At 65.7% G+C, this 22,622-nt stretch carries 9 protein-coding genes and 1 tRNA gene; 4 read left to right on the top strand and 6 right to left on the bottom strand.

Annotated elements, in window-relative coordinates:
• Nucleotides 1-299 precede the first annotated feature (299 nt).
• Nucleotides 300-2,390 (top strand): ATP-binding protein, encoded by a 2,091-nt coding sequence (locus PMI40_RS17935; protein WP_008118252.1) that lies wholly within the window; start codon nucleotides 300-302, stop codon nucleotides 2,388-2,390.
• A 24-nt stretch (nucleotides 2,391-2,414) separates the two neighbouring features.
• Nucleotides 2,415-3,149 (top strand): response regulator transcription factor, encoded by a 735-nt coding sequence (locus tag PMI40_RS17930; RefSeq protein WP_008118251.1) that lies wholly within the window; start codon nucleotides 2,415-2,417, stop codon nucleotides 3,147-3,149.
• A 149-nt stretch (nucleotides 3,150-3,298) separates the two neighbouring features.
• Here the strand turns inward: PMI40_RS17930 and PMI40_RS17925 are convergent.
• From PMI40_RS17925 to PMI40_RS17900, 6 genes are all read right to left on the bottom strand, one after another.
• A tRNA-Met gene (locus tag PMI40_RS17925) sits at nucleotides 3,299-3,375 on the bottom strand.
• 73 nt (nucleotides 3,376-3,448) lie between these two features.
• Nucleotides 3,449-4,393, bottom strand: a complete 945-nt coding sequence (miaA, locus tag PMI40_RS17920) for a tRNA (adenosine(37)-N6)-dimethylallyltransferase MiaA (protein WP_008118249.1) — start codon at nucleotides 4,391-4,393, stop codon at nucleotides 3,449-3,451.
• 2 nt (nucleotides 4,394-4,395) lie between these two features.
• Nucleotides 4,396-6,255 (bottom strand): DNA mismatch repair endonuclease MutL, encoded by a 1,860-nt coding sequence (gene mutL, locus PMI40_RS17915; RefSeq protein WP_008118248.1) that lies wholly within the window; start codon nucleotides 6,253-6,255, stop codon nucleotides 4,396-4,398.
• Nucleotides 6,256-6,313: 58 nt separating this feature from the next.
• Nucleotides 6,314-8,299: a methyl-accepting chemotaxis protein gene (locus PMI40_RS17910; RefSeq protein WP_008118246.1), complete on the bottom strand. Its 1,986-nt coding sequence runs from the start codon at nucleotides 8,297-8,299 to the stop codon at nucleotides 6,314-6,316.
• Nucleotides 8,300-8,747: 448 nt separating this feature from the next.
• Nucleotides 8,748-11,726, bottom strand: coding sequence for an EAL domain-containing protein (locus tag PMI40_RS17905; RefSeq protein WP_008118244.1), 2,979 nt, complete (start codon nucleotides 11,724-11,726; stop codon nucleotides 8,748-8,750).
• Between the two features lie 122 nt (nucleotides 11,727-11,848).
• A complete protein-coding gene (locus tag PMI40_RS17900) occupies nucleotides 11,849-13,636 on the bottom strand; it encodes a methyl-accepting chemotaxis protein (RefSeq protein WP_008118242.1) in 1,788 nt (595 codons plus the stop codon).
• 298 nt (nucleotides 13,637-13,934) lie between these two features.
• On the opposite strand from PMI40_RS17900, the gene PMI40_RS17895 reads away from it, so the two are divergent.
• Nucleotides 13,935-14,597: a VTT domain-containing protein gene (locus PMI40_RS17895; RefSeq protein ID WP_008118239.1), complete on the top strand. Its 663-nt coding sequence runs from the start codon at nucleotides 13,935-13,937 to the stop codon at nucleotides 14,595-14,597.
• Between the two features lie 338 nt (nucleotides 14,598-14,935).
• Nucleotides 14,936-22,621, top strand: a complete 7,686-nt coding sequence (locus PMI40_RS17890) for an Ig-like domain-containing protein (protein WP_008118237.1) — start codon at nucleotides 14,936-14,938, stop codon at nucleotides 22,619-22,621.
• Nucleotide 22,622: the final 1 nt, after the last annotated feature.

Raw genomic sequence — 22,622 nt, 5'->3', positions numbered from 1 at the left:
AAACAACGATAATTTTGCAAAATCTAACATTTATTTCGTCCATCGCTGCCGCCCGGAAACCCTCGTCGTACAAGGCTGGGCGAAGTTTTCGCACGGCAATTTCCGGTGCCGAAATCCCGGTCGCGAGCGGCTTTCCGATTCAGCCAGGCCCGGCCCGAGTGCACCGTTGTCCAGGCCTGCTACTTGCATTATTGGTGCATGGCAATAAAGTTAGTTTTTAAAGCGACCGACCTTTTGCCGGGCGGGAATGTGGCGGGCAATGTTAGACTTCCGCCACGTTTCCACCTATCCCCTGCAGCATGCGACAGCGCAACTCCTCCGCTCATCCTGACGGAACATCCGTTGATTGGTCGCGCACCTTCCTGTCGGCCGCGCTGGCTGCGGTGGTGTATTACCTCTTGGCAAGCCCCGCCGCCAACATCGCCCAGAGCACCACGCTGGCCGCCATCGCCTGGCCGGCGCCCGCCTTCATGATCGCCCTGCTGTGGCGCAAGCCCGCCCGCACCTGGCCGCCCTACCTGCTGGCGGTATTCATCGCCATGATGCTGGTGGGCCACCGCGACCCCTTGCCGCCGCCGGTCGACGCCGGCTTTGCGTTGCTGGATGCACTCCAGGTGCTGGCCTGCCTGCTGGTCGGGCGGCGCTGGGTGGCCCGCGATGGGCAGATCGACAGGTTGCGCCGCTTGACGCGCTTCGTGTTGCTGTTGCCGCTACTGGTGATCCTGCTGGTGTCGTCGGCCGGCGCCACGCTGGCGTTTTCGGCCATGGGCGGCAACTGGGTCGACGAGTGGCGCACCTTGTTGGTCGGCAATGGCCTGGCGATCCTGGTGCTGGTGCCCACGCTGCTGAGCTGGTCGCTGCCTGCGTCTCGACCGGCCGTCATCGGCGTGGGCACGCGCGGCATCGATTTGGCATCGCTGGTTGGCGTGCTGGTGGCGGTCGGCGGTTTGCTGGCCAGTGTCGCCTTCGATTTCTCGCAGGAGATGCTGCGCGTGCTGTTGACGCTGGCGCTGGCGGGCGCGGCGCTCTACGGAGGCATGCGCAGCGCCACGTTGACCATGAGCGCCGCGGCCGTGCTGGCGGTGTTGCTGACCCTGTACGACCTCGGGCCGTATCGCCAGGACGGGCTCGACAGCACTTGGCGGCTGCAGGTCGACCTGGCCGGCCTGGCCCTGCTCGGCTTCTTCGTGGCCGTGGCCGTGCGCGAGCGCCAGGCGCTGTCGGCGCGCATGGAGCAGATGCGGCGTTTCGAGTCACTGGGTTTGATGGCCGGTGGCATCGCGCACGATTTCAACAACGTGCTGGGGGCCGCCGGCGGTTATGCCGAAATGGCGCAGGAGCGTCTCGATGCGGCCTCGCCTGCCAGCGCGCCGCTGGCCGAGGTGATGTCGGCGGTCGCGCGTGGGCGCGATCTGACCGAGCAGATCCTGCTGGCGGCGCGCCGCGGCGACCGCCAGCGAGCGATGGTCGACCTGCGTGAGGCGGTCGGCGAGGCGGTCCGGCTGGCGCGACCTTTGTGCCGCGCCGGCGTCGAGATCGAATTCACGTCGCCGCCATTGCCGCTGGTGGTGCACGCCCATCCCACCCAACTGACGCGGGTGGCGTTGAACCTGGTGCGCAACGCCAGCCAGGCGGCGCGTTCGCGGGTGTTGGTCAGCCTGCATCGGGGCGACGCCCCGTTCGGGGCGGTGCTGATCGGCGCGCCACCGGCGGACCAGGCATTGTGGCTCGATGTTGCCGACGACGGCGCCGGCATCGCGCCCGAGAACATGTCGCGCCTGTTCGACCCGTTCTTCTCCACCCGCACCGGCGCGGGCGAGAAGGGCACCGGACTGGGCCTGGCGATCGTGGCCGGCATCGCCACCGAGCATGATGGCGCGGTCGCCGTCACCAGCAGCAGCGCCGGCACCCTGTTTCGGCTGTTGCTGCCGGCGGCGCCGGCCGGCAGTGTGGCCGCCGCACCGGCTCCGCCCCCGGCCCCGCCAGCGCAAGATGCCAGTGCGGCCCCGTTGGGCCAAGGCCAGTGCGTGTTCGTGGTCGACGACGACGACGCCCAGCGCGCCTTGCTCGAGCAATCGCTGGCGGCAATGGGCCTGGATCCGATAGGCTTTGCCGATCCACGGGAGGCGCTGGGCGAATTTGCGGTCGAGCCACTGGCGGTGGATCTGATCGTTACCGACCTGGACATGCCGCACTTGCGCGGCGACGCCCTGCTGGCGCAGGTGTTGGCCTTGAGGCCCGGGATGCCGGCGCTGCTGTGCTCGGGCAATGCGACGGCGTCGCAAGTGGCGCAAGGCCTGTCGGTACAGGTATTGCGCAAGCCGTTCGAACAGGCGGCGTTGCGGGCGGCCGTGGCCACGGCGCTGGCGCTGGCGACGGCGCAACAATAGTAGAGTGAGAAAAAGGAAAAAACGATGAACGCACCCCTTTCACCCAAGATCCTGGTGGTCGATGACGACCAGCAGATCCGCCGCTTGTTGATCGACTACCTGGCCAGCCACGGCATCACCGCCGACGGTGTCGGCACCATCGCCGACGCGGTGGCCGCGGTGCAGGCAAAGAACTACGACCTGGCCTTGCTCGATCTCGGCTTGCCCGATGGCGACGGCGCCGACCTGGCGCGCCAGTGGCGGCGCGAGACCCCGATGTCGATCATCTGCATCACCGGTCGCAACGAAGAAGCCGACCTGGTGATGGGACTGGAGCTGGGAGCGGACGATTACGTCACCAAGCCGTTCTCGCCGCGCGAAGTCCTGGCCCGCATGCGCGCCGTGCTGCGCCGCGCCGGGCACGGCGTGCAAGCGCCGGTGACGCGTGGCAATCATCCGCGCGCCTACCGCTTTGGCGGTTGGGACCTCAACCTGAACACCCGCAAGCTGGTGGCGCCGGATGCGCGCGTGGTGAGCCTGACCAATGCCGAGTTCAACCTGCTGGTGGTGTTCTTGAGCGCCCCGGGTCGCATCATCTCGCGCGAACATCTGCTGGAGAGTACACGTGCCTTCGACGAAGTGTACGACCGCGCCGTCGATGTGCAAATCCTCAGGTTGCGGCGCAAGCTGGAAGCCGACCCCAAGAACCCGACCTTGCTGCGCACAGAGCGCGGGGCGGGGTATTTCCTGGATGCCGAGATCGAGACGGTGTGGGAGTGAATCGATCGGGCGTCGTCCCCTCGCGGGAGGGGGGCGACGCCTCGTGACGCCACCGGGTGACCGGGTGACCCGGCAGGTGGGGGCGAGGTGCGAAGTGCGAGGCAACAAAAAAGCCGTTGACCCTTTCGGAATCAACGGCTTTGTGTCTTTGGTGGTGATAGGTGGACTTGAACCACCGACCCCAGCATTATGAGTGCTGTGCTCTAACCAACTGAGCTATATCACCAGAAGCAAGCCCGCAACTATAGGCGAGTCTGTTTAGGCTGTCAATGCCCTGGGCGGGCCTCGATGAAAAAATCCTATCCGGCCACCCGCGCTTGTTGCACTTGCTGCAACACCTGGGCCGTGGCGTCGGCGGCATTGCAGTCGATCACGATGCGGTCCGGCATCGAACGCAGCCAGGTCAGCTGGCGCTTGGCCAGTTGACGGGTGGCGGCGATGCCCTTCTCGCGCAGCGCCTCGGCGTCGATCTCGCCGTCCAGGTATTCCCAGGCCTGCCGATAGCCTACGCAGCGCATGGACGGCAAGCCCAGGTGAAGGTCGCCCCGCGCACGCAGGGCCCGTACTTCGTCCAGCAGGGCGCCGTCGCGTAGCATCATGTCGAAGCGCAATGCGATGCGGGCATGCAGCACGGCCCGCTCGGCCGGTTCCAGCGCCAGCGGCAGCAGGGCAAACGGCAGCGGTTGCGCCTGTTGCTGGGCCAGCAGCGACGACATCGGCTTGCCGGTCAGCAAGGTGATTTCCAACGCCCGCTGGATACGCTGGCTGTCGTTGGGCTTGAGGCGCTGCGCCGTCGCCGGGTCCAGTTCGGCCAGCCGCGCGTGCATGGCCGGCATGCCCAGCCGCGCGGCTTCTTCGTCCAGTTGCGCGCGCAGGGCCGGGTCGGCCTGGGGCAGTTCGTCGAGCCCGTCGCGCAATACCTTGAAATACAGCATGGTGCCACCCACCAGCAATGGCAGGCGGCCGCGGGCGGTGATGTCTTGCACCAGGCGCAGCGCGTCCTGGCGGAACTGCATCGCCGAATACGCCTGGCTGGGGTCGAGGATGTCGACCAGGTGATGCGGCACGCTGGCCAGCTCGGCCCGGGTCGGCTTGGCGGTACCGATGTCCATGCCGCGATAGACCAGCGCCGAATCGACCGAGATGATCTCGCAGGGAAGGTGGCGTGCCACTTCGAGCGCCGCCGCCGTCTTGCCGGAGGCGGTCGGGCCCATGATGGCCACGGCCAGGGGGAGCGTGCGCATGCCTATTGACCGCGCAGGAACAGCTTGTCGAGGTCCGATAGGGCCATCTGGCTCCAGGTCGGCCGGCCATGGTTGCACTGGTCGGCGCGCTCGGTGGCTTCCATCTGGCGCAGCAATGCATTCATCTCGGGCAGCGTCAGGCTGCGATTGGCACGCACGGCGGTATGGCAGGCCAGCGTACCCAGCAATTCGTTGCGGCGCTCGACCAGCACCCGCGAACCGCCATACTCGCGCACATCGCGCAGCACGTCGCGCGCCAGCGACTGGGCGTCGGCGTTCTTGAGCAGTGCCGGCACCGCCCGCACCGCCAGCGTGGTGGGCGACATCACGGCAATGTCGAAACCCAGTGCCGAGAGTGTCTGTTGATGTTCCTCGACGGTGCCGACCTCGACCGCGTCGGCATAGAAGGTGACGGGAATGAGCAGCGGCTGGACGAACATCTCGTTGCCGTCGAGCGCATCCTTGAGCTGCTCGTAGAGGATACGTTCGTGCGCCGCATGCATGTCCACCACCACCAGTCCGCTGCTGTTCTGGGCCAGCACATAGATGCCGTGCAACTGCGCCAGCGCAAAGCCCAGCGGGAACTCGCCCGAAGGCAGCCCGGGCGCCGGCTGCGGCGCCGGTGCGGACGCCGGGCCTGGCCCGGAGGCGAACATGGCGCCATAGGCTTGCACGTCCTGGCGCACCCCCGCCGGCTCGCCGCCGAACGAAAACGGCCGCGCCGGGGTGGCGGCAAACTGGGTCGGCAGGCTGGCCTGCTGGGCGGTGCTGCCGATCCAGGGCAGGGCAGCGCTGGGTGCGGCCTGCGGCGCCGGAGCCTGGCCGAACGAGGTGGCCGAGGTGGTCGCCAGGGCGCGCGAGACGGCGTGAAAGACGAACTGGTGCACGCTGCGGCTGTCGCGAAAGCGCACTTCGATCTTGGACGGGTGGACGTTGACGTCGACCAGCGCCGGGTCGAGCTCGAGTGCCAGCGCATAGGACGGATAGCGGTCGCCATGCAGCACGTCCTGGTAAGCGGCGCGTACGGCGTGCACCAACAGCTTGTCGCGCACGAAGCGACCGTTCACGTAGAAGTACTGGGCGTCGCCGCGCGCCTTGGACGCCGTGGGCAGGCCGACGAAGCCGTGCAGCCGCAAGGGACCGGCGCTTTCCTCCAGCGGCAGGCGGGCGTTGGCGAAGTCGTCGCCCAGGATGTGGGCGCTGCGCTTGGCGAATTCGCCTACGTTCCAGTGGTCGATGGTCTTGCCGTTATGCGATAGCGAAAAGCTGACGTCCGGGCGCGCCAGGGCAATCCGACGGACCACCTCGGCGCAGTGGCCGTATTCGGTCTGCTCGCTCTTCAAGAACTTGCGCCGCGCCGGGGTATTGAAATACAGGTCCTGCACGTCGATGGTGGTGCCCGGCGCGCCCGAGGCGGGCGACACCGTGCCGTGCTGCGACCCGGTGAGTTCCCAGGCATGGGCGGCGTCGGCGGTGCGGGTGGTGACGGTCAATTGCGCCACCGAGGCGATCGAGGCCAGCGCCTCGCCGCGAAAACCCAGCGTGCCGACGTTTTCCAGGTCGACCAGCGACGCGATCTTGGAGGTGGCGTGGCGCGCCAGCGCCAGCGGCAATTGCTCCGCAGGAATGCCGCGACCGTTGTCGGTGATGGCGATGCGCTTGACACCGCCTTGCTCCAGTCGCACGGTGATCTGGGTGGCACCGGCATCGAGCGCGTTTTCCAGCAGCTCCTTGACCACGGCAGACGGGCGCTCGATGACCTCGCCGGCGGCGATCTGCGAGATCAACTGGTCTGGCAGGGCCTGGATCGGGCGCGGCGCGGCGTTGGTCGAGGAGGGGGAGGGGGCAAACGGTGCATTCATGGCGCGATTATAACGCCGACGGGCCGTGCTTCTGGCGTGGCCCGTGCCTCGCGTGGGGTCAGATGCGGAAGGCGCTGACCGCATCGGCCAGGCGTACCGCCTGCTGCTGCAGCGACTGGGCGGCGGCCGCCGCTTCTTCGACCAGCGCGGCGTTTTGCTGGGTGGTCTGGTCCATCTGGGCAATGGCACGATTGATCTGGTCGATGCCGTCGCTCTGTTCGCGGCTGGCGGTGCTGATCTCGCGAATCACGGTCGACACCCGCTCCACGCTGGCGACCACTTCGCTCATGGTGTCACCGGCTTTTTGCACCAGGTGGCCGCCGTTGTCGACAGTATGGACCGAGGCATCGATGAGTTCCTTGATTTCCTTTGCCGCCACCGCGCTGCGCTGGGCCAGCGTGCGCACTTCGGACGCCACCACGGCAAAGCCGCGACCCTGCTCGCCGGCCCGGGCCGCCTCCACCGCTGCGTTCAAGGCCAGGATGTTGGTCTGGAAGGCGATGCCGTCGATGACGCTGATGATGTCCACGATCCGCTGCGAGGAGGTATTGATGGCGGTCATGGTGTCGACCACCTGGTTGACCACGGCGCCACCCTGGCTGGCCACGGCCGAGGCGCTATCGGACAACCGGTCGGCCTGCTGGGCGTTGTCGGCATTCTGCTTCACGGTCGAGGTCAGTTGCTCCATGGCCGAGGCGGTCTCCTCGAGCGCACCGGCTTGCTGCTCGGTGCGCGAGGACAGGTTGAGGTTGCCGGCGGCGATCTCGCTGGCGGCGGTGTTGATCTCGTCGGTGCCCGAACGCACGCTGGCCACCACTGCCGAGAGGCCTTCGCTGATGCCGTTGAAGGCAAGCATCAATCGACCGATCTCGTCGCCGCGATTGACCCGCAGGCGGGTAGTGAGGTCGCCGCCGGCGATGCGGTCGGCAGCGCCGCAGACCGCATCCAGCGGGCGCGACACCATGCGCCGCACCATCACCGTGAGGATCAGCGCCAGCACGGCCAGGAACAACAAGCCGAAGCCGATGAAGGTATTGCGCATGCTGCTGACTTCACGGGTGACCTCGTCGACATAGGTCTCGCCGGCGATGAGCCAGTTCCAGGCCGGATAGCGGGTGAAGGCGATGATCTTTTCACGGCCATCGGCGGCGGTGTAGCGCATCGTGCCCTGTTGTTGCTGCAGCAGCGTGCGCAGGTACTCGCCGCCGTTGGCGTCCTTCAGTTCCAAAAGGCTGGCGCCTTCTTCCTTGCCTTCGCGCGGGGCGCCCGCCACCAGCGTGCCCAGCTCCTTGCCGGGGCGGGCATTGAGCACATAGAAGAAACCGCTGTCGCCGATCTTCAAGGCCTTGATCTTGTCGCGCAGGGCCTTGACGTTGGGCGAGATATCGATACCGACGTACAGCGCGCCGACGATGCGGTTGCCGGCATCCTTGACCGGCACGTACTTGGTGATGTACTGCTTGCCGAACAGCGTGGCCAGGCCGGTATAGGGGCGGTCCTCGCGCAGTGCCGCGTAGCCGGGGTGCTGGCGGTCGAGCAGGGTGCCGATGGCGCGCTCGCCGTTTTCCATCTTCAGCGAGGTCGACACGCGCACGAAATCGTCGCCGGTCTTGGCGAAGATGGTGGCCGGCACGCCGGTCTCGGCGGTGAAGCGGTCGGGAATGCTGAAATCCAGGTTGAGGTCGCGGCCGGCGCTCTGGAAGGCCGGAGTGGCGCGGTCGCCGATCTGGATGGTACGTGCTTCATCGAGCGTGAACGCACCCGGGAAATCGTTTCCGAACATGGTCGAGAAACGGTCGACCTGGCTGGTGACGGAGTGATCGAACATCTCGACCATGTGCGACACGCTGCGCGCTTCGTTGGACATCTGCTCCACCGAACGCTGTTCGATCATGCGCGAGGAGGAATAGGTAATGAGCAGCAAGGCAATGATGAACACCGCGCCTACCAGCGCCACGGTCAGGGCGGTAAGGCGTGTGCCGACCGAACGGTTCGACAGGAGGGAACGCGCGCGCACGGCGGAGACGGACGATTCAATAGCCATAGCTGTTTTTGTTATTCAAAGTAAAGAAAAGAAAAGAAACGAGGAGTTGGACAGTCATGCGGCGCCGGTGCGACCAAGGCACGCCTGTCGGGCGATAAATTGCTGCTTGCAGTTAGTGCGCCGCGTTGCGCTATTGCCCCTGGACGCATGATGTCGGTGCATGATCGGACAGCCGACGGCAAGCGGCATGGCAGGCTCGACAGGGCATGCCCGGATGGCGCAAGCACATCTGGGGACGACGCACGAGCGCGTCAGATCATCGAATCAGCTGGGGATGGTGAAGTATAGCTAGCCGTTACTTGATGTGGATCAATTACTTGCGATGTTTGCGCCCACATCGAGAATGGCTGTTGTATTTTCATCGCGACGATATGTGAATGACAATGCCTGCCAGTCGCCATGGCAAGGTATTCACCATTATTCTGTTAGTTTTCAACAAAGAAAATAACTATTCGGCAATGCCGTCGGCGATGGGGTGGTGTGAGAAATCGCGCAGCCATTCTTCCAGTGCTTCAGCCGTCAGTGGCCGCGAAAAATAATAACCCTGCGCCACATCGCACCCCTGTTGTTGCAATAGCCGGCATTGCTCGAGTTCTTCGACGCCTTCGGCCACCACGGTCAGCTTGAGGCTTTCGCCGATCCGGATCACGGCGTTGGTGAGGGCGCTGACGGTCTCGTCCTTGACCATGTCGCGCACGAAGCTCTGGTCCAGCTTGAGCTCGCCCACGGGCAGCTTGCGCAGGTAGCCCAGGCTGGAATAGCCGGTGCCGAAGTCATCCATGGCCAGCGGCACCCCCATGTCGTGCACCGCCGCGATGGTCTGGTTGGTGCTGGGGTTGGTGTCCATCAATACGGTTTCGGTGATCTCGATGCACAGGTCGCTGGGCAGCAGCGCATAGCGCTGCAACAGCTCGGCCATGAATTGCGGCAGTTCCAGGTCGTGGAAGTTGGTGGCCGACAGGTTGACCGATACCGACGGTACCTGGATGCCGCGCCGGCGCCAATCCGACAGCTGGAAGCAGGCCTCTTCCAGCGCCCACTTGCCCAGCTCGCCGATCAGGCCGCATTCTTCGGCGATCGGGATGAAGCGCCCCGGCGAGATTTGTCCCAGCTGCGGATGCGGCCACCGCGCCAGCGCCTCGACCCCGTGCAGGCCGCCATGCCCGAGATGGATCTGCGGCTGGTAATGGAGCACGAAGTCGCCCCCGCGCAAGGCATCGCGCAGCGCGCCTTCGAGCGCCAGGCGCTCCTGGGCCATGCTGTTCATCTCGTCGCTGAAGAAGCTGAAGCGACCGCGATTGACGGCCTTGGCCTGGTACATCGCCATGTCTGCCCGATGCAGCAGGGTCTCGATGTCGCTGCCGTTGGCCGGGAACATGGCCACCCCGATGCTGGCCGAGGGGTCGAGCGGCGTGCCGTTGATGTGGCAGGGCTCGCACAGGTGTTCCTGGATGCGCTTGACGACATCGGTCAGGTGGTTGGCATCGTACTGGTTGAGCACCACCACGAATTCGTCACCGGAGAGGCGGCCGACGATGTCGGAGCGGCGCGCCTGCGCCTGCAATCGGCTGGCGATGGTGCGCAGCAGTTCGTCGCCGGCCTGGTGGCCCAGTGAATCGTTGACCTGCTTGAAGCGGTCGAGGTCGACGAACAGCACCGCCACCGTGCTGTGGCTGCGTTCGGCCGCGGCAATCGCCTGCCCGGCCTGCACCAGCAGCAGCGCACGGTTGGGCAGCCCGGTCAGGGCGTCGTAGAAGGCCAGCTGGTGGATCTTGGCGCGCGAGGCTTCGCGTTCGATGGCCAAGGCGCACAGGTGCAACCCGGCGTCGACCAGCAGGCGATGGAACGTGCTCGGAAAACGCGGCATCCGGTAATAGAAGGCAAAGGTCCCGATCACCCGCCCATCGGCAGTCTTGATCGGGGTCGACCAGCAGGCGCGCAGGCCGTTGTGCAAGGCCAGCTCGCGGTGCGCCGCCCAGCGCGGATCGCTATCGATGGCGTCGGCCACGACCTGCTCGCCGGTGAAGGCGGCGGCGCCGCAACTACCGGCCAGCGGCCCCATCTGCAGGCCCTCGATGGCGCGATTGAACGACTCAGGCAGGCTGGGGCCGGCCAGGGTGTACAGGCGGCCCTGTTCATCGACACGCTGGATCGACGCCAGCACGTCCGGCGCCACCCGTTCGACCTCCTCGCACAGCAGGTTCATCTGCTCGGCCAGCGAGGAGTCACGTGCCATCGCATTGAGTACCTTGTACTGCAGGACTTCATGCACCTTGGTGTTGGTGATGTCGGTCATGACGCAGACCGCATTGATCAGCTTGCCTTCGCTGTCGAGGATGGGGTTGACCACCGCCGACATCCACAGCGGCTGGTCGTGCATGTCGTGGATCAACTCCTCGGTGTGATAGCTGCGCCCGGCCAGCAGTTCGCCGTGGCAAGCCTCGATCGAACGCACGAAGGAAGGATGGTTGGCAAACAGTTCGTGCGGCTTCTTGCCGACGGCGTCCTGGGCCTGGAAGCCCAGCATGCGGGTAAAGCCGATGTTGTGAAAGACGATGCGGTTCTGGTCATCGGTGATGATCACCGCATTGTCGGTCTCGTTGATGCCCAGCGACAGCAGGTGCAGGTGTTCGCGGTCCTTGGCCTCGCGCGTGACGCGATAGGTCACGTCGGCGCCGATGCAGATGACCTTCAGCGGCTGGCCGTGCGCGTCCAGCACCGGCGAATAGGTGGCTTCCCACCACACCGTGTGGCCGTTGCGCGCGCGCCGCTGGAAACGGCCCGAAAAGAAGCGCCCGCAGCACACGTCGCGCCAGAAGGCCGCATATTCGGCGCTGCTGGCATAGTCGTCGTGGCACAACAGGCTGTGCGGCTGGCCCACCAGCTCCGGCGCCAGGTACTGCATGGTCTTGAGGTAGTTGCTGTTGGCGCCAAGGATGACGCCATCGGCGGTGAACTCGACCACCCCCAGTGAGCGGTTCAAGGCATTGAGCACGCTGTGGGTCTGTTGCGAATCGTCGATGTGGGCCGTGATGTCGGCGGCCACCGAAATCACCTTGAGCAATCGACCCCGGTCGTCGAGCATCGGGCTGCAGATGGCCTCCAGCCAGACGGTGGTACCGTCGCTGCGGATCCGTTGCAGGGTGCCCGAGATGACTTCCCCGCGCTGCAGGTGCCGCCAGAAGTCCTGGTATTGGTCGGTGGTGACGTAGGTCGCGTCGCACAGCACCCGATGGTGCTGGCCCACCAGCTCATGGCGTTCATAGCCGAGCAGGCGCAGGAAGTTGTCGTTGACCTCGAGCAGCGTGCCATCGGCGGCGAATTCGAGCATGGCCATGGAACGGGACAGCGCTGCCAGCAAGGCGCTGCGCTCGTCACCGGATTGCCGGCGGTTCAATTCAGTGATGAACGGCTCGTTTTCATGCATCGCCGCTTTTCCCCCTTGCCTGGTCGCTCACGATGCACTAACCCCCGGGCACCGCTGAAGCTGATCATAAGTCATTTTCGGATGTTGACGCATTGCCGCCAATATTGCCAGTGGGAATTGTTTCAGAATTGTTCCCAGTCGCCAGCGTCGTCGTTGGCCGGCGTGCTTTTTTGCGCGGCAGGCCTGGCCGGCAACGCCTTGGCTGGCAATGCCTTGGGCGGCAGCGCCTTGGTCGGCACTGGCGCGGTGCGTGTCGTGGGCGAGGTCGCGGCCCTGCTGGCTGGCGTTGCGGTCGACACCGGCGCCACCGGCGCGGCCGGTGCGCGCGCTGCCGTCGGCCTGGCGGGCGTGGCGTGGCTGTCGAGCTTGAACACGCTGACCACGGCCGTGAGGCGATTGGCCTGGTCCTGCAGCGACTGGGCCGCCGCCGCCGCCTGCTCCACCAGTGCCGCGTTCTGCTGGGTGGCCTGGTCCATCTGCGCCACGGCGTGGTTGACCTGCTCGATGCCGTCGCTCTGCTCCTGGCTGGCCGATGAAATCTCGGCCACCACGTCGGTCACCCGCCGCACGCTGTCGACCACCTCGGTCATGGTGATGCCGGCCTGCTCGACCAGCCTGCTGCCGTTGCCGACCTTTTCCACCGAATCGTCGATCAAGCCCTTGATCTCCTTGGCGGCGGCCGCCGATCGCTGGGCCAGCGAGCGCACCTCGGAGGCCACCACCGCAAAGCCGCGCCCCTGCTCGCCGGCCCGTGCCGCTTCCACGGCCGCGTTCAAGGCCAGGATGTTGGTCTGGAAGGCAATCCCGTCGATCACGCTGATGATGTCGACGATCTTCTTCGACGATTCGTTGATCGAGCCCATGGTCTGCACCACCTCGCCTACCACGCTGCCGCCCTGGGCCGCCACGTCCGACGCCGACGCCGCCAGCTGGTTGGCCTGGCGGGCGTTGTCGGCGTTCTGCTTCACGGTCGAGGTCAACTGCTCCATGGCCGAGGCGGTTTCTTCCAGCGAACTGGCCTGTTCCTCGGTGCGCGAGGACAGGTCGAGGTTGCCGGTGGCGATCTCGCCCGATGCGGTGGTGATGGTGTCGGTCGATTCGCGCACCTGCAGCACGATCTTCTGCAGGTTGCCGTTCATGCTCTGCAATGCGGTGAGCAGTGCGGCGGTCTCGTCGCGGCCGCTGATCTCGATGCGGCTGGTGAGGTCGCCCTCGGCCACGGTGCGCGCTAGGCGCACGGCGTGATTGAGCGGCCGGGTGATGCTGCGGGTCAGCACCCAGGCCACCGCCACGGCGAATGCGATCGCCAGCAGCATCAGGCCCAGCGTGACATTGCGCGCGTTCTCGTATTGCGCGCGCACGGCGGCGGCCGAGTCGAGCATCAGCTGGTCCTGGAACTTCACCAGCGCCGCTACATGATTGAGGTAAGTGGTGCGCAGGCTTTGCTCGGCCGGGGCGTACATGGCTGCGATGGCTTCGTCGCGACGGCCGTCCCTGATCAGTTGGCCGAGCTTGTCGCTGCTGGCGATGTAGCTGGTGCGCGCCTGCTGGATGTCGGTAAAGATCTTGCGCCCGGCCTGGCTGTTGATGCTCCGGTCGAGCGCCTGCATGTCGGTGCCGACCTTGGCAATGGCCGCGGCGATGATCGCCTGCTGCTGCTGCAACTGGGCCGGATCGGTCATCAGCAACAGGTTGCGCACCGCACGCAGGATCACGTTCTCCTGCAGGATCACGTCATTGGCCAGCACCGTCTTGGGGTAGGCGCCGGAGGTGACCTCCTGCATGCGCCGGTCCAGCTCGGCCATGCGGGTCAGGCCCAGGGCGCCCACGCCCACCAGCAGTATCACCATGATGGCAAAGCCGAGGCCGAGGCGGATGCCGATTTTCGTGTTCTTCAGGTCAAGGCTCATGATATGTCCCCCGTGTTTATGATGTTGTACCCGTATTAAGAGACCAGGAAAGCGCGTCTCTGGGTTATCGGACAACTTCGTCGGATTCTGAAGCCCCCCGGCTTGCTTTATCGGTGCCCGGTGCGGGTCGACGGGCGCGCCGCCGAAAAACGCCGAAGGGCGCCCCGGGGTGTTGGTGTATTATTCCTCACCGGGGTGGCGCGCCGCGCGTCATCCGGCGCTGTTGCCGACAGGGAAAGGCCGGGTCGGTCAACCAGGGGGCGCCGGCAGGTGTGATGGTTTTCAGACGATTGGGTTTATGGATTATCTGCAGTTGCTGGACGTGCTCATTCACGTCGACAAATATCTCGGTTTCTTGATTGAGCAATACGGCCCGCTGATCTATGCGGTGCTCTTCCTGATCGTATTCTGCGAGACCGGCCTGGTGGTATTGCCGTTCCTGCCGGGAGATTCGCTGCTGTTCATCGCCGGCACCTTCTGCGCCATGGGCGCCATGAACATCTGGCTGCTGATGTTCCTGCTGGTCGTGGCCGCCATCACCGGCAACACGCTCAACTACTGGATCGGCTCGCTGGTCGGGCACAAGGTCTACACCCATAATTACCGCTGGCTCAATCCCGACGCGCTGCGCAAGACCCATGCGTTCTACGAGAAGCATGGCGGCAAGACCATCGTCATCGCCCGTTTCACCCCCATCGTGCGCACCTTCGCCCCGTTCATCGCGGGCGTGTCGGGCATGAGCTTTGCGCGCTTCCAGTTCTTCAACGTGATCGGCGCGCTGCTGTGGGTGGTCGGGCTGGTGGTACTGGGGTATCTCTTCGGCAATATTCCGATGGTCCAGCAAAACCTCAATACCCTGGTCCTGATCGGTATCGTCGGCGCCATCATTCCTATCCTGGTCGGTGCCGGCTGGCAACTGTATCGCCGCCTGCGGCGCAAGCGTAGCGTGCGCAACGCCTGATCGCCATCGGTCGATAGCTGTGACGGTGGGCCCAGCCCGCGGCATTGGACGAGCCTCCAATGCCGCGGGTTTTTTGCATGCCGAATGGTTGGCCAAGGCCCATGGCGTGGATCGCGTTTGTGGCCTGCATACGGCATTTTCGATGTCGCTTCAAATTATCCTTGCCCGACAAGTAAAACTAGGCAAATATTGCCGGTGCAAGTGGCCAAGGGCCAGACAAGCATGCCGGGGGGCATCAGGCGGCCATTTGCAGCCAATTGCCTTGGCGTCCGGCCGATCCAAAAAGTAAAAAGAAATCTTCGGGCTGCGGCGCATTGACGTTTTTGAGGGGATTCGTCATGAATGATATTCGCGGGCCGTTTCGCCTGTTGCAAACGCAGCCGACATCGGCGTCATTACCGCCACGCCCGTTGCTGCGCCGCGCTTCTCGGCTGTTGTCGCTGGAACAACGCTTCATGTTCGATGGCGCCGCGGTGGCCACGGCCGTCGATGCTGCCCACGCCAGCGACCCGCACGACGCCGCGCACGTCGCCGAGGCCAGCGCCCATGTGGTGCGTGCCGCCGATCCCGCCGCCAACGAAGGCAAGAAGGAGGTGGTGTTCGTCGATACCTCGCTGGCCAATTACCAGGCGCTCGAGGCCGGCGTGAGGGCAGGGATGGCGATCGTCGAATTCGACGGCAGCGCCGATGGCCTGGCGCAGATCGCGCAATGGGCGCGGGACAATACCGGCGTCGACGCCATCCATATCCTGTCGCACGGCTCGGAGGGTACGCTCAACCTGGGTTCCACGGTGCTGGACCAGGCGGCGCTGGCATCCGAGTCGGTCAAGGCCGAACTGGCCGACATCGGCCATGCCTTGAATGCGGGAGGCGACTTGCTGCTGTACGGCTGCGATATCGCCGCTGGCGACGATGGTCGGTTGCTCATCGCCGACATCGCACGGTTGACCGGCGTCGATGTCGCCGCTTCGACCGACCTGACCGGGTCTGCCGCGCTGGGCGGTAACTGGACGCTGGAGTCGCACGTGGGGCAGATCGACGTGCGTGCCATGAGTCTAGATGCATATGATGGATTGATGACGGTGGCTACCTTGACCGCCGCCGATCGGGTCACTAATCCGACAAGCATCTACTACGGTAGCTTCATCAAGATCATCGATGGGCAGAGGTTTTCCTTTGGAAGTACCGGGGGGGGCTATGATAGCTTGCGGTTCACCTCGGGGGGGACCCCCAACGGTGGCGTCTATTCGGTCGACGGGTACAACCTGTCCATTTATGCACCGACCGGTTATACCTTCGACCTGGATTCGCTGGTCATCGCCGCGCCAGCGGGTACGCGATTTTATGTCCAGAGCATCGACGCATCGGGAAGCCATCGCACTGTTTTCTTTACGACCAGCACCAGCGGATATAACACGTATTCCGGTTTTACCTCCGCAGCCAATGACGTAGTACAGGTCACGATCGGCTGGGTCGAGTTGGTGGAGGGTGCAGGGGTCACGCCGATCTACCAGAATTTTTCCATTACGGATATCCAGCCCGCCATCAAGATCAGCGACGGCAACATCTCCGTCACTTCCAGTGGCAGCGGCCTGGGTGGCGCCTACAAGATAGGCGACACGGTCACGGCACGGTGGAACAACACCAGCAGCGGCGACAATGCCAGCGGCATCGTGGCCACCACCTTCGATTTCAGCCAGTTCGGCGGCAGCGCCAGCGTGGCCGGCACCAATAACAATGGCATCTGGAGCGCCAGCTACACCATCACCGCCGGCAACATAGATGCCGTCAACCGCAACGTTTCGGTAAGTGCTTCCAATGGAGGCGGCATCAAGACCGTCACCGACAGCACCAACCTGACGGTGGACAACATCGCTCCCACCGTCACTACCGGGCGCATATCGATGACCGGGGCCACCGGCACCGGCGGGGTGTTCAAGATTGGCGATGTGGTGACCGTCAGCTGGAACAACTCGGCCTCGGGCGACAACAACAGCGATGCGATCAGCGCCGTGCGGGTCGATTTCAGCCAATTCGGCGGTCCACAGGTCAGCGCCACCAATGCCGGTGGCGTATGGACGGCGACCTATACCATCACCGCCGGAACCGTCGATTCGCTCAATCGCACCGCATCGGTCACGGTGGTCGACAATGCCGGCAACACCACCGCGCGCAATACGGCGGGGGCCAGGCTGGACAACATCGTACCGACGGTCGTCATCACCAGCAATGCCGGCAGCCTGGCCGCTGGCGAGAGCGCCACCATCACCTTCAATTTCAGCGAGGATCCAGGCTCGTCCTTCACCTGGAACGGCAGCAGCGGAGATCTGGTCGTGGCCGGTGGCTTGCTGTCGGCCATTTCCGGCACTGGCCTGACCCGCACCGCGATCTTCACGCCAACGGCCAACGTCAACAGCGGTAACGGCAGCATCACGGTGGTCGCCGGCAGCTATACCGATGGCGCGGGCAACGCCAGCGGAGCGGCCGTCACTTTAACCGTGCCCTATGACACGCTGGCGCCCAATGCCCCGTCGACGCCAGCGATGAGCGCAGCGTCCGACACCGGCGTGTCCAGTAGTGACGCCATCACCCGCAACACGACGCCCACCTTTACCGGCACCGCAGACGCCGGTGCAACGGTGGTGCTGTACGACACCAACGGTGTCACCGTGTTGGGCACCACGGTGGCCAACGGCAGCGGCAACTGGTCGATCACGACCGGGGTGCTCAGCGCCGGCACCCATGTGCTGCAAGCCGCGGCCATCGATGCTGCAGGCAACGCCAGTCCGCGCTCGGCCGCGCTGGTGGTGGTGATCGATACGACGCCGCCCACGGTCACCATCGCCAGCAACGTGGCCACGCTCGGTGTGGGCCAGAGCGCGACCATCACCTTCACCTTCAGTGAGGACCCGGGCAATACCTTCACCTGGAACGGTAGCAGCGGCGACGTGGTGGTCAGCGGTGGCACGCTGTCGGCCATTTCCGGCAGCGGCCTGACGCGCACGGCCATCTTCACGCCCACGGCCAACCTCAACAGCGGCACGGCCAGCATCACGGTCACCGGTGGCAGTTATACCGACGTGGCCGGCAACAGCGGCGGCGCCGGCACCGCGCCGGCGATCACCTTCGATACGCTGGCGCCGAACGCGCCCTCGGCACCGACGATGAACGGCGCCTCCGACACCGGCGTATCCAGCAGCGATGGCATCACGCGCAACACCACGCCGACCTTCACCGGCACGGCCGAGGCGGGATCGATGGTGACCCTGTACGACACCGATGGCGTGACCGCGTTGGGCTCGGCGGTGGCCACGGGCGGCAACTGGTCCATCACCACATCGGTCCTGGGCGAGGGCCTGCATACCATCACGGCACGCGCCACCGACGGTGCCGGCAATATCGGTGCGCGCTCGGCGGGCCTGGGCGTGAGCATCGACACCACGCCGCCCACGGTGGCCATTACCAGCAACCTGGCCACTCTCAAGAGCGGTGAAGTCGCCACGATCACCTTCACCTTCAGCGAAGACCCCGGCAGCACCTTTACGTGGAACGGCAGCAGCGGCGATGTGATGGTCACGGGTGGCACGCTGTCGGCCATTTCAGGAACCGGTCGCACGCGCACGGCGACCTTTACCCCTACGGCCAACGTCAACAGCGGCACGGCGAGCATCGCCGTCACGGGCGGCAGCTACACCGACGCCGCAGGAAACAGCGGCGGCGCTGGCACCACGCCCTCGCTCGTCTTCGATACGCTGGCGCCCAATGCGCCGTCGGCGCCGATCATGAGCAGCGCGTCCGATACGGGCGTGTCCAACGGCGACGCCAACACCCGCAACACCACCCCGACCTTCACCGGCACCGCTGAAGCAGGGGCCACCGTGATGCTCTACGACACCAACGGCATCACGGTGCTGGGCTCGACCACCGCCGATGGCAGCGGCAACTGGTCCATCACCACCCCGGTATTGAGCGAAGGCACACACGTCGTGCATGCCGCGGCCATCGATGCCGCTGGTAACACCAGCGCGCGCTCGGGCGCACTGGTGGTCGTCATCGATACGACCGCACCCAGCGTGGCCATCGCCAGCAACGTGGCCGTGCTCGGCGTGGGCCAGACCGCGACCATCACCTTTACCTTCAGCGAGGATCCGGGAAGTACGTTCACCTGGGACGGCAGCAGTGGCGACCTGGTGGTCAGTGGTGGCACGTTGTCGGCCATCAGTGGCAGCGGCCTGACGCGCACGGCGATCTTTACGCCGGCTGCCAACGTTGGCAGCGGCACGGCCAGCATCGCGGTCATCGGCGGCAGCTATACCGATGCGGCCGGCAACAGCGGCGGCGCCGGCACCACACCATCGCTGGTCTTCGATACGGTGGCGCCGAACGCGCCGTCGGCGCCGGTGATGAACACCGCCTCGGACACCGGCGTATCCAACAGCGATGGCATCACCCGCAACACCACCCCCAGCTTCACCGGTACGGCCGAAGCGGGCGCGACGGTAACCCTGTACGACACCGACGGTGTCACCGTGCTGGGCTCGGCGGTGGCCACCGGCGGCAACTGGTCCATCACTACCTCGGTCCTCGGCCAGGGAGCGCATACCATCACGGCGCGCGCCATCGACGGCGCCGGCAATATCGGGGCCCGTTCGGCCGGGCTGGGCGTGGGCATCGACACCACGCCGCCGACAGTGGTCATCACCAGCAGCGCAGGCAGTCTCAAAAGTGGCGAGACGGCCACCATCACCTTCACCTTCAGCGAAGACCCGGGCAGCACCTTCATTTGGGACGGCAGCAGTGGCGACGTCGCGGTCACTGGCGGCACCTTGTCGGCCATCAGCGGCTCGGGGTTGACGCGTATCGCGATCTTCACGCCGACCGCCCATGTCGCTGGCGGCACGGCCAGCATCACGGTCGCGGCCGGCAGCTATACCGATACCGCCGGCAATAACGGCGGCGCGGGCAGCGCCCCCACGCTGAACTTCAACACCCTGGTCCCCGACGCGCCGTCGGTGCCGGTGATGAGTGGCGCCTCGGATACGGGCGTGTCCAGCAGCGACGGCATCACCCGCAACACCACGCCCACCTTCACCGGCACCGCCGAAGCGGGATCGACGGTGACCCTGTACGACACCGACGGCGTGACCGTGCTGGGCTCGGCGCTGGCCATCGGCGGCAACTGGTCGATTACCACCTCGGCGCTGGGAGAGGGGGCGCATACCATCTCCGCGCGTGCCACCGATGGCGCCGGCAACGTCGGTGCGCGTTCTGCCGCGCTGGCAGTGATCATCGACACCACGTCGCCGACGTTGGCCATCACCAGCAACCTGGGCAGCATCAGGAGCGGCGAATCTGCCACGATCACCTTCACCTTCAGCGAAGACCCGGGCAGCACCTTTACCTGGAACGGCAGCAGTGGCGACGTGGTGGTCACGGGTGGCACGCTGTCGGCCATTTCAGGCACCGGATCGACACGCACGGCCATCTTCACGCCCACGGCCGGGGTCGACAATGGCATGGCCAGCATCACCGTCACGGCCGGCGGCTATACCGATGCCGCAGGTAATGGCGGCGGCGCAGGCACGACGCCATCGCTGGTCTTCGATACGCTGGCGCCGAACGCGTCGTCCCGGCCTGCGATGAGCAGCGCCTCGGACACGGGTGCGTCCAACAGTGATGGCATCACCAGCAATCCCACGCCCACGTTCATCGGGTCGGCCGAAGCCGGCGCCACGGTGACGCTATACGATTCCAACGGTGTCACCGTGCTGGGTTCGACCACCGCCGATGGCAGCGGCAACTGGACCATCACGGTCTCGCCGCTGACGGCGGGCGTGCATGAAATCAGTGCTGCCGTCACCGACGGCGCGGGCAACACCAGCACCCGCTCTGCGGCGGCGGCCGTGACAGTGATCACCACGGCGCCGTCGCAGATCGTGACCGGCGTCGATTTCTCGGCGCCCGGCGGCATCTCGGGTGGCACACTGCTCACCTCCAGCACGGCGCATACCCTGAGCGGTAGCCTGAGCGCGCCGCTGGGGGCATACCAGTCGGTGCAGGTGTCGCTCGACAACGGCGCCTCCTGGTCCGCTGCGGATGCCATCATCGGCACCACCGCATGGCGTATCGACAGCGTGCTCGATAGCGCCGGATCGACCATCATGATCAGGGTCGTCGACCTGGCCGGCAATGCCGGCCCGACCTGGTCGCAGGCCTATGCCGTCGATACCGTGGCGCCCACTGTCGTGTCGGTCACGGCGCCTGCCGACGGCACCTACTCGCTGGGACAGAACCTGGATTTCACGGTCCATTTTTCCGAGGCGGTGTTGGTCAACACGACTGGCACCATCCCTGCCATTTCCCTCACCCTCGATACCGGCGGCACGGTGCAGGCCACCTATGTGTCCGGCTCGGGAAGCAGCGACCTGGTGTTCCGCTATACGGTGTCCAACAACGTCCAGGACCTGACAGGGGTGAGCATCGGCGCAGCACTGACGGGGCGCCGGCAGGTCACGGATATCGCCGGCAATGCCGTGGTGGCCGCTCTCAACGCGGTGGCCAGCACGGCGGCGGTTCGGGTCGACGGACTCGACCCGACCATGGTCGATGTGGCCGTGGCCAACGGCGGCGGTGGCTATGGTGCCGGCAGCGTCATCACCGTCGTGGTCACCTTCGACCGCCCGGTGTCGGTTGATACCTTCGGCGGCCAGCCCTCGTTTGCGCTCAACACCGGCGGCCAGGCGATCTACAGCGGTGGCACCGGCACCTCGACCCTGAGCTTCACCTATACGGTGGCACCCGGAGAGAATGCGGCTGGCCTGGACCTGGGCGGCGCGCTGCTGCTCAATGGCGCCACCATTGTCGATGCCGCCAGCCTGCAGTCCAATGCCCAGTTGGGCTTGCGCCCCGGCTTGGGCCTGTTCGGCAACGTCGTCATCGACACTGTCGCTCCGGCTACGCCGGTCATCGACCGCATCGACACCGGTGGCCAGCAGCCGGTATTGGGTGGGTCGGCAATACTGGCCAATGGCGAGCGCCTGACGGTCGACATCGGTGGCGCGACCTATGAGGTGGTGGTCGCTGCCAATGGCAGCTGGAGCCTGGACCTGGCCGGTGCCAGGCCCACCAGCGGCAGTCTTGCGCTGGTACCGGGCGGCAGTTATGTGATCAACGTCGTCATCCGCGACCGCGCCGGCAACACCGGCAGCGCCAGCGCCGCATTGACGGTGCCGCTGAATGCGGCGGTGCCGCCCTCGGTGCTCAGGCCGGCACTCGACCGCCTGTCCGCATTCGTGCCCTTCGATTCGTGGTCGAGATTGATGGCGCGCTTCGATCGCGGCGCCGCCATCGAGGTCGGGGCCGTGGGCGGTGCCAGCCAGGCGGCGCTGGCGGAGTCGTCGTACGCATTGACCGAATCGAGCCGTGAATTCATCGTCCCCGAGCAGGCGGGCACGCCCCCGCGGGAAGGCGCCGTGGCGCTCGATGCGCCGGCCGCCCAGGGCACGCTGACCCTGGGCGGCGGCTTCGCGGTGACGGTACTGGGGCGCGCCCAGCCTGGTGCCGGCCCGGTGGTCAACCTCGGCATTGCCGACCAGGTGCTGGCCAGCACCAGCTACCTCGAGTTCTTCGTGCCGACCGACGCCTTCGCCCATGACGACCAGCGTGCCGCGGTCTACCTGACGGCTACGCGGGAAGACGGCAAGCCATTGCCCTACTGGATCAGTTTCAACCCGGCTACCGGCAAGTTCGTCGTCGATGCCAAGGCTTGCCTGACGGCCAATGTGACCATCAAGGTAGTGGCGCATGACAATCGCGGCAAGTCCGCAGCGGTGCAGTTCCAGCTCCGGGTCGGCGAACCGGGCGCCGCAGCCGGCAGCGACGCCAGCACGTCGGGGATGTCGCTCGAGCATGCAGGCTGCATTGCCTTGTCGGAGCAGATTCGCCTGGCCGCACAGCCCCATCGGGATGGATTGGAGCACTATCTTGCGCGGCTGGTGGCGAGCCTGCCCGGGCCGCGCGCCTAGC

Source organism: Herbaspirillum sp. YR522 (assembly GCF_000282575.1).
GTDB lineage: Bacteria > Pseudomonadota > Gammaproteobacteria > Burkholderiales > Burkholderiaceae_D > Herbaspirillum.
Note: the sequence above shows the minus strand (reverse complement) of the source record. Positions and strands in the feature narration are given on the sequence as shown.

Bases quoted from the DNA above. Each gene is read 5' to 3' on its own strand.
- PMI40_RS17935 (WP_008118252.1), top strand. From the start codon at position 300: ATGCGACAGCGCAACTCCTCCGCTCATCCTGACGGAACATCCGTTGAT.
- PMI40_RS17930 (WP_008118251.1), top strand. From the start codon at position 2,415: ATGAACGCACCCCTTTCACCCAAGATCCTGGTGGTCGATGACGACCAG.
- miaA (WP_008118249.1), bottom strand. From the start codon at position 4,393: ATGCGCACGCTCCCCCTGGCCGTGGCCATCATGGGCCCGACCGCCTCC.
- mutL (WP_008118248.1), bottom strand. From the start codon at position 6,255: ATGAATGCACCGTTTGCCCCCTCCCCCTCCTCGACCAACGCCGCGCCG.
- PMI40_RS17910 (WP_008118246.1), bottom strand. From the start codon at position 8,299: ATGGCTATTGAATCGTCCGTCTCCGCCGTGCGCGCGCGTTCCCTCCTG.
- PMI40_RS17905 (WP_008118244.1), bottom strand. From the start codon at position 11,726: ATGCATGAAAACGAGCCGTTCATCACTGAATTGAACCGCCGGCAATCC.
- PMI40_RS17900 (WP_008118242.1), bottom strand. From the start codon at position 13,636: ATGAGCCTTGACCTGAAGAACACGAAAATCGGCATCCGCCTCGGCCTC.
- PMI40_RS17895 (WP_008118239.1), top strand. From the start codon at position 13,935: ATGGATTATCTGCAGTTGCTGGACGTGCTCATTCACGTCGACAAATAT.
- PMI40_RS17890 (WP_008118237.1), top strand. From the start codon at position 14,936: ATGAATGATATTCGCGGGCCGTTTCGCCTGTTGCAAACGCAGCCGACA.